Below are 12073 nucleotides of genomic sequence, written 5' to 3'. Positions count from 1 at the left end.
CCGGTCGGGTCGCGCGTCCGTATCTTGGTGCGAATAGCGAGGGCCTAGGACAATGATCGATCGTCGCATGCTGCTGTTTTCCGGTGCCGCCGCGGTGGTGGGCACGGCTTGGCTCGGCTTTCCCGCCGGCGCTGCCGCCCCGGCGGGCGACCCGAAGTGGCGGCTGACCACCGCACAGTGGAAGAAGCGGTTGAGCGCCGACCAATTCGCGGTGCTCCGCGAGGAAGCGACCGAAACGCCCGGCACCAGCCCGCTGCTCAAGGAGCATCGTGCCGGCATTTTTGCCTGTGCGGGCTGCGACCTGCCCGTCTTTTCGTCCAAGGCAAAATACGACAGCGGCACCGGCTGGCCGAGCTTCTGGGTCGCTCTCCCCGGCGCGACGGCGACGTCCAGGGACACCAAGCTCGGCTTCGAGCGCGTCGAAGAGCATTGCAAGCGCTGCGGCGGCCATCTCGGCCACATCTTCGACGACGGCCCCAAGCCGACCGGCAAGCGCCACTGCATGAACGGCGTCGCGCTGAAATTCGTGCCGGGGAAGGCGGCTTAGGAACTCCCCCTCCCTTCCAAGGGAGGGGCTGGGGGTGGGTGTCGGCGAAGGCCGATCAAAACTCGGAGTTTAGCGCTCGCTTTGCTCGCTACCCACCCCTAACCCCTCCCTTGGAAGGGAGGGGGACTTAAGAAAACGCCGCCCGCGCGGCCTCGGTCACCGCCGCCATCGCCTGGCGGTACGGCCCGGGACCATAGCTGATGCGCCCGATGCCGAGCTCCGCCAGCCGCTTGATCGACGGCATGCCCGCGAACATCATCGCGTTGACCGGCAACGGGGAGGCTTCGCAGACGCGCGCGATCAGGCTTTCGTTCATCAGGCCCGGCACGAAGAACCCGCTTGCCCCCGCATCGGCATAGGCGCGGGCGCGTTCGATCGCGGCGTCCACGGCGGCGCGGTCATGCGCCTCGGGCTTGGCCTTCAGGAAAATGTCGGTGCGCGCATTGATGAAGGCGGGCACGTCCGCGCGTTCGGCTTCGCGCCGCAGCGCCTCGATCCGCCCGGCCTGCACCTTGATCGGGTGAAGCCCCTCGCCGCCGACGATCTGGTCCTCGAAGTTGCAGCCGATCACGCCCGTTGCCAGCACGGCACGAAAATTGGCCGCCACCTGCGCCGTCTCGACCGCATAGCCGCCCTCAAAATCCAGCGTCACCGGCAGGTCCACTGCCCGCGCGATGCGCGCCGCGTTGGCGAGCGCGAGATCGAGCGGCAACCCTTCCGCATCGAAGAACCCATGCGCCGCCGCGACCGACCAGCTTCCGGTGGCGATCGCCTTAGCGCCCGCGTCGGCGACCGCCTTGGCGGAGCCCGCGTCCCAGGCGTTGAACAGGATCACCGGCCTGCCCGGCACGTGCAGCGCCCCGAAGGCCTTTGCTTTCTCCGCCTGGTTCATGCCTCCCCCCTTTTGCCCGATCAGTGCACGAAGCGCGCGACCACGTCGCGGTAGCTGCGGCTGACTTTCACCTGCGCGCCTGAATCGAGCACCAGGAAGCATTCGCCGTTAGTGTGCGGCTTCACTTGCTTGACCAGGTCGAGGTTGACGATCGTCGAGCGGTGGACGCGCTGGAAACGGCGCGGATCGAGCCGCTTTTCCAGGTCCTTCATCGTCTCGCGCAGGATCAGCGTGTTGTCGGCGGTATAGATGCACATGTAATCGCCGGCCGCGTCGATCCGCTCGATCGTGTCGACATCGACACGGAAGATCTGGCCCCGATCCTTGATGTTGATCATCTTCTCGAAGCGGCTGGCCGAGGGCGCCTCGCCGCCATCGCTGATTTCGGCCGCCGCCTCGGGCGCCACTTCGGCGAGCACTTCGCGCAGGCGGTCGGTCTCCTCCGCGCCGCGTTTCTCCGCAAGCCGCTGGCGGACCCGATCGAGCGTCGCCGCCAGCCGGTCTTCCTCGACCGGCTTCATCAGGTAATCGACCGCCTGCGCCTCGAACGCGCGGATCGCGTGATCCGAATAGGCGGTCACGAACACGAACAAAGGCGGCTCGACTTCCATCAGCCCCTGGACGACGGAAAAGCCGTCGAAGCCCGGCATCTGGATGTCGAGAAAGACGAGATCGGGCTTGTTGGTCTTGATCGAGCGGATCGCTTCGCGCCCGTTCGAGCAGGTGTCGACGATCTCGACATCCTCATGCGGTTCGAGCCGGAGCTGGAGACCTTGAATCGCCAGCGGCTCGTCGTCGACGAGGATCGTTCTGATGGTCATGCGGCTTCCCTTGGTTGTTCCTCGGTTTGGTACGGAATTTCGATGAGAACCTCGAACCCGCCCCCCGCACGCGCTCTCGCGTCGAACTCATGGTCCTGGCCATAGGCCTGCGCCAGCCTGTCCCGAATGTTCGCCAGACCGACGCCTGTGGATTGAATGGGACCGGGACGCTTCTCGTTCAACCCCGGCCCGGTGTCCGCGACAAGTATCCGCAGCCGATCCACCGCCAGCCGTGCGCTGATGATGATGTCGGCCCCCTCTTCCTGCGGCGTCACGGCGTATTTGATTGCGTTCTCGACCAGCGGCTGCAGCAGCAGCGACGGCAGCCGCGCCTTCAGCACGATCGGATCGACTTCGAAGATCGGCCGCAGCCGTTCCTCGAAGCGCATCTTCTCGATGTCGAGATACAGTTTCAGCGTCTCGATCTCCTGCTCGATCGTCACCTGGCCGAGCGGCTCGTTGACCAGCGTGTAGCGCAAAAACGACGACAGGCGCGATAGCATCGCATTGGCGCGCTCGGTCTGCTTCAGCAGCACCAGTGTCGAGATCGAATTGAGCGTGTTGAACAGGAAATGCGGGTTGAGCTGGTAGCGCAGCATCGCGAGCTGCGCGGACGACGCCTGGCTCTCCAGCGCCCGGAGCTGGTCGGCCTGCTCGTCGACCAGCAGAAAATAGTTGATCGCGTAGTAGAGCGCGGACCACGCCCCGATCACCACGAAGTCCAGGAAGATCGTGCCGAGGAACAGGCTGACCTGAAACCATTCGCCCGGCCGTTGGATCGTGTTGAAGATCCAGGCATCGATCAATGAGTAGATGCCCGCCGCGACGAACATGCCGCCGATCGATCCGAGCCAGGTCACCAGCGGCTTCTTGCGGATCAACTCGCGATAGAGCGCGCCCAGCACCAAAGTCAGCGAATAACCGGTGGCGGTGGAAACGGCGACGGGCACCAGGAAAGCGAGCGTCAGCCCGTTGGCGAATCCGGACAGCGTGCGCAGCAGGAAATAGGCTGCCCAGCCGGCAGTCTGCAGGTTCCAGAAAGCCCGGTTCTTGTCGTCGAAGAACGGCTTGGCGGTGAAACCCAGGGTCGCCATTGCTGCCGCTCTAACCGCTGCCGTTCCAAAAGAAAACCGCCGCCCGGATCACTCCGGACGGCGGCATTTCTTCGGTCCCTGCGGACCCGGCTCTTAGAAGGTGAACCGGGCGCCGACGCGGATCGCGTAGAGCGACTGCTTCGAATAGACGGTCGCCGTCGGGGTGGTGAAGTTCGAGTAGCGATACTGAGCGCAGGCATCGCCGGCGTTCGCAGCCGCCGCAGCCCCCGGAGCAGTGCCCGTTGCAACCGGCGCCTTCAGACACGCCACGCGCACCACCGGCACGGTGTACGGGAAGGCGAACTCCTGGATCTGGCCCCAGTTGTGGTTGATCAGGTTGCCCAGGTTCTCGATGTCCGCGAACAGCGAGATGCGCGAGCCGCCCAGGAAGGTCGGGATTTCCTGCTCGAGGTGCAGGTCGATCTTCGTGAACCACTTCGAGGTGAAGGCATTGCGCGGTGCCACCTTGCCCCGGAAGCCCTTCAGACCCGACGAGTTGATCAGGTTGTCGAGCGCGGTTTGCGTCGCCGCCGAGTCATAGCTGACCAGCGGATCGTTCGTCCCGGTCGGCACGTACAGCAGATAGCGCGTGCCGCTGGTGCCGCTGGTGCCGGCGCCGGTGGTGCCGAACACGATGCTGCGCCCGCCCGACGGATCGAGGAAAGTGTAGCTGTACGGGTGACCGATACGGGTCTGGCCGAACAGCGCGATCCGGGTCTTGTAGTCGCCGAAGAACGCGTGATCGAAGGTGATGCCGTACTTGAACTGGTACTTCACCTGATCGTTCGATGTCGCATACTGCGCCCGGTTCGGGTCGAAGAACGCGCCGTTCAGGTAGTTGGAACCGGCCGTCGACGAAGTCGCCGGCGTCTGGTCCTTGATGTCCTGATAGGTGAAGCTGCCATAGATGTTCAGGCCGAAATCCCAGCTCTTGTCGAACCGGGCGACCGCGACATAGCTCCGGCCCTTGCTGGTGTTGGTCAGCAGGATGTCGGTGCCGGTGTCGGCAAAGTTGATCGTACCGTTGGCGTTGCGGGTAACCGGCACGTAGCGCGGACGGCCGTCCGGCGTCAGCAGGCCGCTCCGCACCGAACGGATGTCCGTGAAGAACACCTGGTTGCGGACCTTCGAGTAGAAGAAGTCCACGCCGAACCGCCATTCGTCGCCGAGCGGGCCGAGGTCGGCCGTATAGTCGCCGGAGAGCGTCGCACGGAGCTGAGACGGCAGCTTGAAGTGCGGATCGAGCGCATTGGTGGTCGAGGTCGTCGACACCGTGCCGGCCGCGAGCAGCGTGTTCGCGGCGGTCGGGATCGCCGCCGGGTTCACGTTCTGCAGGATCGCCGCACCGTTGGTGGCATTCACGCCGGTACCGGTGAAGGTGCCGTTGTTCGCCTGACGCACGTCGATCGAGTTGGTCAGGATGCCGGTGTTCGAGAAGCTGTTCGACACATAGACGTCGGGCGTGCCGCCACCGAACACGCCGGCGCCGCCGCGAACCGCGATGCGGCTGGTCGGCTTCCAGTCGAAGCCCAAACGCGGCTGCAACAGACCGCGGCCCGACACATAGGCGTTGTTCACGAAGCCATAGCGGTTGACGAAGTTCGGGTTGAGCGTCGGATTAGGCGAACCGCCGTACAGGTCGTAACGATAGCCCATCACGACGTTGAACGTGTCGGTCACGCGCCAGTTGTCCTGGATGCCGAACGTGTAGAGCTGATAGTTGAACTTCGCCGCAGCCTGGTTCGGGTCCAGCGACGGGACGGCATTGCCGTACTGGAAGCGCTGGGCGTTGCCGGCCATCAGGTCGGCGATAGAGTCGAAATAATATTCGCCGGCGCTGCGCTGCAGGAACGCGTTGAAGATGCTGGTCGTCTGGAATTCGGTGAAGAAGCGGATGTCGTGGTCCTCCGCCTTCAGCCGGCCCTGAAGCAGCGCGCCGAACGTGTTGCTGTTGAGCGCGTTGGTCTGACGCGAAATATCAGGACCGAAGCTGACGATCGGAACGCCCGACGGGCAGCTCGTCGATTCGGTCGTGCCGGTGCCGCCGGCCGCCTGGCGATCCGAGGTCGCCGCCGTGCAGACGCGGACCTGCGCGAAGCCGCGACCCAGGATCGGGTCCTGACCGCGCTTATAGTCCTTGTAGAACACGCGCGCTTCGGTCGAGAAATCGTCCGACCAGTCGGAGTTCAGCGTGACCACGCCGAAGTGCAGACGGTTCGACGAGATATAGCCGTTCGACTCGAGGCCCAGGCCCGGCGGCGGGGTCTGGAAGCTGTTCTGGTTAAACTTGATCGAGTCCTTCGTGTACGAATAGGTCAGCGCCAGGCGCTGCGTATCCGACAGGTTGGCGTCGATACGGGCGACGAGGCGATCGTCCTTGTCGTCCGAGTTGTTGAGCACGCCGCCGGTTTCATAGTTGAACTTCGACTTGGCGATCGCGCGGATCTGGTCGACGGTTGCCTGCGTCAGGCCCGGGATCGGTGCGCCGGCATTGTTGTCGGTCGGACCTTCCGGGATCGGCGTGCCCGCGCGAACGCGCTCGCCGGCGATCATAAAGAACAGCTTGTCCTTGATGATCGGGCCGGACAGCTCGGCGCCATAATTCTCGCTCTTGAACTTCGGCAGCGTGACATGGAGCGACTTGGTCTGGTCGCCGGTCAGGTTCTGGTCGTTGTACGAATAGAAGCCGGTGCCGTGGAAGCTGTTGGTGCCCGACTTCAGGATGGCGTTGATGACGCCGCCCTGGAAATTGCCTTCGCGCACGTCATACGGCGCGACGCGGGCCTGGAACTGACCGATCGCGTCCAGCGGAATCGGCGAGCGGCGGGTCGGCAATGCGTCCGGATTGAGGCCGAAATTGTCGGTGATCGGCACGCCGTCCACGGTGAAGCGGTTATAGCGCGCGTTCTGGCCGGCGAACGAAACCGCGCGGCCGCCCGACGGGGTGTCGTCGAGGCGCGCGAACGGGTCGCGGACGGACAAGTCGCGGATGTCGCGGTTGATCGTCGCGATCGTCTGGATCTGGGTCGCGGTCAGCACCGTCGCCGGGCCTTGGCTCACGTTGCCCGCGCGGGCGACGGACGACGCCGTCACGACGATGTCCTGGCCCTGGGAAGCGGCGCCCAGCTCGGCGATGTCGATCGGCAAGTCGAACGGCGTGCCGATCACGGTGTTGATGTCGGTGATCTGCGCCTGATTGCCGTTGACGCTGACGGTGAACGGACCGCCGACGCGCAGACCCGGCAGCGTGAACGCGCCAGTGGCATCGGTCGTGGTTGAGGCGCGCGTGCCCGAGGGCACGTGCACCGCAGTGACGGTCGCGCCCGCGACCGGCGAGCCGCCGTTGGTCACGGTGCCGCGGATCGTGGCAGTGGTCTCCTGCGCCTGAACGGCAGCAGGAGCAACGAGCGCGGCGATGGCCGCGCCGATAAATAGATGATTTCGCATTGCTTTCCCCATCGTGGGCTGGTGCCCGCTCTCGACCGAATCCAGCCGTCGCCCGCGCCCTGTCGGCTCGATATGTTGCGGCTCTGTGACTCTCAATGGGTCCGCTGACGCGATTGTAACAATCTGTTGATGCGTTGCAAAAAAGACACGCTGATCGGCATGTCGGTTCGCCGGAAACCGCTTATATTGCGCCGCAACAATGGCGCCCGACACCTTCCTTTCCGACCTGAAAGCCCAGGCGGCAGCGATTGGCTTCGCCGCTTGCGGGATCGCGCGCGCCGACGCGGCGCCGCGATCGGGCCAGCGGCTGCGCGCCTGGCTGGCGGACGGCGCGCATGGCGACATGATCTGGATGGAAGGGCGCGCCGACCAGCGCGCATCGCCTTCCGGGCTCTGGCCGGATGTGCGGTCGGTGATTGCGCTCGGCATCAGCTATGCGCCCGCCGGCGATCCGATGCGCCTGGCCGACGAGCCGGAAGCCGGCCGCATCTCGGTCTATGCGCAAGGCGCCGACTATCACGACCTCGTCAAACGCAAGCTGAAGGAACTCGCCCGCTGGATCGTCGCGCGGACCGGCGGGGACTTGAAAGTGTTCGTCGACACCGCACCGGTGATGGAAAAGCCGCTCGCCGAAGCCGCGGGCCTCGGCTGGCAAGGCAAGCACACCAATCTCGTCAGCCGCGAGCACGGAAGCTGGCTGTTCCTCGGCGCGATCTTCACCACGCTCGATCTCGATCCCGACCCCGCCGGCCGGGAACGCTGCGGAAGCTGCGACGCCTGCCAGCGCGCCTGCCCCACCGACGCCTTCCCGGCGCCGTTCCGCCTCGATGCCCGACGCTGCATTTCCTATCTGACGATCGAGCACAAAGGCGCGATCCCGCGCGAGCTACGCGCCGGCATCGGCAATCGCATCTATGGCTGCGACGATTGCCTCGCCGTCTGCCCCTGGAACAAGTTCGCGAACGCCGCCGCCGCGAATCTGGCCTTCGCGCCGCGCGCCGAGCTCACCGCGCCGATGCTCGCCGATCTCCTCGCACTGGACGATCCAAGCTTCCGCCAGCTCTTCGCCGGCTCGCCGATCAAGCGGATCGGCCGCGACCGCATGATCCGCAACTGCCTGATCGCCGCCGGCAACAGCGGCATGCCAAAGCTGATCGCGGCGGCGCGGCCGCATCTCGACGATCCCAACCCGCTCGTCCGGGGCGCCGCGATCTGGGCGCTCGGCAAACTCGATCGCGATGTTCTGGAGAAGGAACGCACCGCGCGCGCGGCTGGCGAAGACGACGAAACGGTGCGCGAGGAGTGGGCGCTCGCCTGAGCTATTCGGCGGCGCGGCTGTGATCCAGTTCCTCGCGATACCGGAAGGCAAGGTCTTCCCACGCGAGCGGCCGGCCGTCATGCGAATAGACGCGGATAGGCCCGATCGGTAGCAGGTCGCGCTGATCGACGAGGACCGGGTTCGAGGGGCACCCCGTCTCCCACTTCTCGCCCCATTGCCTGAGCGCGATCATCGTCGGCAGCAGGTCGAGGCCCTTTTCGGTCAGCCGATATTCGATCTTGCGCCGATCTTCGGGACAGGGCTCGCGCGACAGAACGCCGGTATCGACCAGCCGGCCAAGCCGGTTCGCCAGGATGTTGCGCGCAATGCCCAGGTTCGACTGGATTTCCTCGAAATGCTTGAGGCCGTTGAACGCCGCCCGCAAGATCAGGAAGGACCAGCGTTCGCCCATCGCTTCCAGCGCCTTGGGCAGGCTGCACTCTGCCGCGATCTCCGCGAGCGGTTCTCTAATGCCCATCAGTTCCTCTTCCCGACCCTGAAAAACCTACCGCAAGCAGCGACGTTCATAAAGCGGCAAAAATAAATTCAGTTTTCAGTTGCAACCTAAAACCTAATCGAGTAGGTAGCGATTCGCAACTGAAATCGAAAAGGGACGGAACATGGTACGGATTGCTGCTTTTCTGCTTTCGCTGGTCGGCTCGCTGGCGCTGCTTGGCTCCGCGGCCGTCGCCCAACCCAGTAACAGCTTCTACAGCCTGACGCTCGCGCAGCCGGCGGCGACCAAGACTGTCGTCCACGAAATTCCGGTGAGCTGCGACGGCGCGGTCTGCGCGGCGCCCAAGGGCAACAGCCGCCCGGCGATCGTCTGCGCCAGCATCGCGCGTGAACTGGGTCCGGTCACCGCCTTCCGCGCCGGCGACCAGGCGCTGGACGGCGAAGCGCTCGCCAAGTGCAACGCCAAGGCCGACACGACCAAGCTTGCCCGCCGCTAACCAGACCCGCGGACACCTCCCCTCTCAGTCCGCACACCTCCGCCGGGGCCGAAAGGCTCCGGCGGTTGTTTTTTGCCCGAAAAATGTTGCGTTGCCGCACCCGCTCCCCGATCTTGTTCCGGTGCTGAGGCAGTATGAACTGGTCGAGCGGGTCAAGAGTTACGATCCGGACGCGGATGAGGCGCTGATCAACCGCGCCTACGTATTTTCGATGCAGGCGCATGGCACCCAGAAGCGCGCATCGGGCGATCCCTATTACAGCCACCCGATCGAGGTCGCCGGCATCCTGACCGATCTCCATCTCGACGACGAGACGATCGCGACGGCCATTCTCCATGACACGATCGAGGACACGGTCGCGACGCACGAGGAGATCGAGGCGAAGTTCGGGGCGAACGTCGCACGGCTGGTCGACGGCGTCACCAAGCTTTCGAAGATCGAAGCGCACACCGAAAGCCAGCGCGCCGCGGAGAATCTGCGCAAATTCCTGCTGGCGATGTCGGACGACATCCGCGTGCTGCTGGTGAAGCTCGCCGACCGGCTGCACAACATGCGCACGCTCCATTTCATCAAGGACGAAGCGAAGCGAAGGCGGATCGCCCGCGAAACGATGGATATCTACGCCCCGCTCGCCGAGCGCATCGGCATGTACGAGTTCATGACCGAGATGCAGACGCTCGCCTTTCGGCAGCTCGAGCCGGAAGCGTACGAGTCGATCACCAAGCGCCTCGAACAGCTTCACGAAGGCGGCGGCGACCGCATCGCGCGCATCGCCTCAGGGCTGAAGCTTCTCCTCTCGCGCAACGGCATCGAGAGCGAAGTGCTGGGGCGCGAAAAGCACCCCTATTCGATCTGGCGCAAGATGGCGGAGCGCCACATCAGCTTCGAGCAATTGTCCGACGTGATGGCGTTCCGAGCGATCGTCCCGTCGACGCAGGATTGCTACAAGGCGCTGGGCGTGATCCACGCCCGCTGGCCGATGGTGCCGGGGCGGTTCAAGGATTACATCTCGACGCCCAAGCGCAACGGCTATCGCTCGCTCCACACCTCGGTGATCCATGCCGAGAACATGCGGATCGAAATCCAGATCCGTTCCAAGGACATGCACGCCCAGGCCGAGTTCGGCCTTGCCGCGCACTGGGCCTACAAGCAGGCGGCCGGCTCGCCCGACACCCAGGTGCGCTGGATCAGGGACCTGATCGAAATCCTCGACACCGCCGAGAGCCCGGAAGAGCTGCTCGAGCATACGCGGATGGCGATGTACCAGGACCGCATCTTCGCCTTCACGCCCAAGGGCGAACTCATCCAGCTCCCCAAGGGCGCGACGCCGGTCGACTTCGCCTATGCGGTCCATACCGACCTTGGCGACCAGACCGTCGGCGCCAAGGTCAACGGCCGGGTCGTTCCCTTGCGCACCCCGATCGAGAATGGCGATCAGGTCCAGATCCTGAAGTCGAAAGCGCAGGAGCCGCAACCCGGGTGGCTGAATTTCGTGACGACCGGCAAGGCGCGCGCCGCTATCCGCCGTTATGTCCGCCACAAGGAACGCGACGAAATGGTCGCGCTCGGCAAGAAGCTCTATGACGAGATCGTCCAGCGCCTGCCCGCCCAGCTGGCGCCCGACGCGCTGAAGAACGCGCTCCAGCGGCTAAAGATCGCGGATGAGCCGAGCCTGATGGCCGCGGTCGCCCGCGGCTCGGTCAGCGACGCGGCGCTGATGGAAGCGCTGATGCCGGGCTCTGCCGGCGGCGACGTCGACGCCAAAGCGCCCGGTCAGCGCGAGGCGATCTCGATCAAGGGCCTGACCCCCGGCGTCGCTTTCGACCTCGCCTCATGCTGCCACCCGGTCCCCGGCGACCGCATCGTCGGCCTCCGCCGGCCGGACGAAGCAATTCAGGTCCACACGATCGATTGCCCCAATCTCGCCGACGGCGTCGATGCCGACTGGATCGACCTCGCCTGGGGCGACAGGTCCGATGGCGGCACCGCGCGGCTTCGCGTGGTGGTCCGCAACGAGCCCGGCTCGCTCGCGGTGATGAGCGGCATCTTCGGCGCCCACAAGGCGAACATCCTGAACCTGAAGCTCGGCAATCGCGACGGCGCCTTCCACACCTTCGAGGTCGATATCGAAGTGCACGACCTCCACCACCTGATGCGCATCCTCGCCGCCCTGCGCGCGGCCGACGTCGTCGCGAACGCCGAGCGCGTATGAAAAAGGGCCGGCGGTCTTGCGACAGCCGGCCCGATTTTCGCTCGGAGCAAAAGCTCAGGCGGTAACGCGCACCGTGCGCGCGCGACGCCGGGTCGCGGCGCCGAGCAGGCCGAAGCCGCCCAGCATCATTGCCCAGCTCGCCGGTTCCGGAACCGCAGCCGCCGGAACGCGGACGGTCCCGACTTGGAACGCGGCGGTCATAGCCTCGGCCGGCGGGTTGTTCTTCGTCGTCTGCGTGAAGAACGCGTCGAAGGCCGTGCTGCCAAACGTCGACCGGGCGCCAATGCCGTTGAAGTCGATGGCCGCGAACGGGCCGCCCGAAGTCTGGAAGTCCGGCCCGACATAGGTGAACACCAGGTTCGGGATGTTCGGATCGTCATTCTGACCCGGCGTGATGATCACGCCAGTCGACGTGTTCTCGGTCGTCGCCGTGACGTTCGCGAGGTTCGAGAACACCGATCCCGCGATATAGCCGCGGAAATCGAAAATGATCAGCCGATCGCCGGCACGCACGCCCTCGTCAGGGCCCAGCGTCCCCTGATAGTTGAAGGTGAAATTGCCCGGCCCGTTGTTGGTGATCGATTGCAGCGTGATCACCGCGGCGCTGGCCGGACCTGCCATTGCGACCGCGGCAACCGCGGCCAAGACCCATCTTTTCATGCCCATACTCCCTGAGCGAAATGCCCCCGCTCAAAGCTATGGACCGACCCGTACGCTAACGTTCCGATCCGGAACTTAGAACGATAGTTAACAACTCCGGTTCATTTCCAATTCATCTAGATCAGTTCG

The 12073-nt window shown here is 64.9% G+C and carries 10 protein-coding genes; 4 read left to right on the top strand and 6 right to left on the bottom strand.

Going from position 1 to position 12073, the window contains the following annotated elements; all coding sequences use genetic code 11:
* Positions 1-52: 52 nt before the first annotated feature.
* The gene (msrB, locus tag ACFSCW_RS01295) at positions 53-547 is read left to right on the top strand and encodes a peptide-methionine (R)-S-oxide reductase MsrB (RefSeq protein ID WP_380886093.1); all 495 of its coding nucleotides are present in this window, start codon (positions 53-55) and stop codon (positions 545-547) included.
* A gap of 127 nt (positions 548-674) precedes the next feature.
* Here msrB and ACFSCW_RS01290 read toward each other — a convergent pair whose 3' ends face one another.
* From ACFSCW_RS01290 to ACFSCW_RS01275, 4 genes are all read right to left on the bottom strand, one after another.
* Complete coding sequence (locus tag ACFSCW_RS01290; RefSeq protein WP_380886091.1) at positions 675-1439, bottom strand: isocitrate lyase/PEP mutase family protein; 765 nt, start codon at positions 1437-1439, stop codon at positions 675-677.
* A 20-nt stretch (positions 1440-1459) separates the two neighbouring features.
* Positions 1460-2260: a LytR/AlgR family response regulator transcription factor gene (locus tag ACFSCW_RS01285; RefSeq protein ID WP_380886089.1), complete on the bottom strand. Its 801-nt coding sequence runs from the start codon at positions 2258-2260 to the stop codon at positions 1460-1462.
* A complete protein-coding gene (locus ACFSCW_RS01280) occupies positions 2257-3354 on the bottom strand; it encodes a sensor histidine kinase (protein WP_380886087.1) in 1098 nt (365 codons plus the stop codon). Before ACFSCW_RS01280 ends, ACFSCW_RS01285 begins: the two co-directional genes overlap by 4 nt.
* A 93-nt stretch (positions 3355-3447) precedes the next feature.
* Complete coding sequence (locus tag ACFSCW_RS01275; RefSeq protein ID WP_380886085.1) at positions 3448-6801, bottom strand: TonB-dependent receptor; 3354 nt, start codon at positions 6799-6801, stop codon at positions 3448-3450.
* A gap of 199 nt (positions 6802-7000) precedes the next feature.
* On the opposite strand from ACFSCW_RS01275, the gene queG reads away from it, so the two are divergent.
* Complete coding sequence (queG, locus tag ACFSCW_RS01270; protein ID WP_380886083.1) at positions 7001-8119, top strand: tRNA epoxyqueuosine(34) reductase QueG; 1119 nt, start codon at positions 7001-7003, stop codon at positions 8117-8119.
* A 1-nt stretch (position 8120) separates the two neighbouring features.
* Here queG and ACFSCW_RS01265 read toward each other — a convergent pair whose 3' ends face one another.
* Positions 8121-8597, bottom strand: a complete 477-nt coding sequence (locus ACFSCW_RS01265) for a winged helix-turn-helix transcriptional regulator (protein ID WP_380886081.1) — start codon at positions 8595-8597, stop codon at positions 8121-8123.
* A 142-nt stretch (positions 8598-8739) separates the two neighbouring features.
* Between ACFSCW_RS01265 and ACFSCW_RS01260 the strand changes: the two genes are divergently transcribed.
* Together ACFSCW_RS01260 and ACFSCW_RS01255 are read left to right on the top strand one after the other, a co-directional pair.
* Positions 8740-9072 (top strand): CC_3452 family protein, encoded by a 333-nt coding sequence (locus ACFSCW_RS01260; RefSeq protein WP_380886079.1) that lies wholly within the window; start codon positions 8740-8742, stop codon positions 9070-9072.
* Between the two features lie 121 nt (positions 9073-9193).
* Entirely contained in the window at positions 9194-11284 is a 2091-nt protein-coding gene (locus tag ACFSCW_RS01255) for a RelA/SpoT family protein (RefSeq protein WP_380886078.1), read from the top strand.
* A gap of 54 nt (positions 11285-11338) precedes the next feature.
* Here ACFSCW_RS01255 and ACFSCW_RS01250 read toward each other — a convergent pair whose 3' ends face one another.
* Positions 11339-11944 carry a PEPxxWA-CTERM sorting domain-containing protein gene (locus tag ACFSCW_RS01250; protein ID WP_380886076.1) on the bottom strand — a complete coding sequence of 202 codons (606 nt, stop codon included), beginning with the start codon at positions 11942-11944 and terminating at the stop codon, positions 11339-11341.
* Positions 11945-12073: the final 129 nt, after the last annotated feature.

Origin of the sequence: Sphingomonas tabacisoli (assembly GCF_042678385.1) — a bacterium.
GTDB classification, from domain to species: domain Bacteria; phylum Pseudomonadota; class Alphaproteobacteria; order Sphingomonadales; family Sphingomonadaceae; genus Sphingomonas_B; species Sphingomonas_B tabacisoli.
Note: the sequence above shows the minus strand (reverse complement) of the source record. Positions and strands in the feature narration are given on the sequence as shown.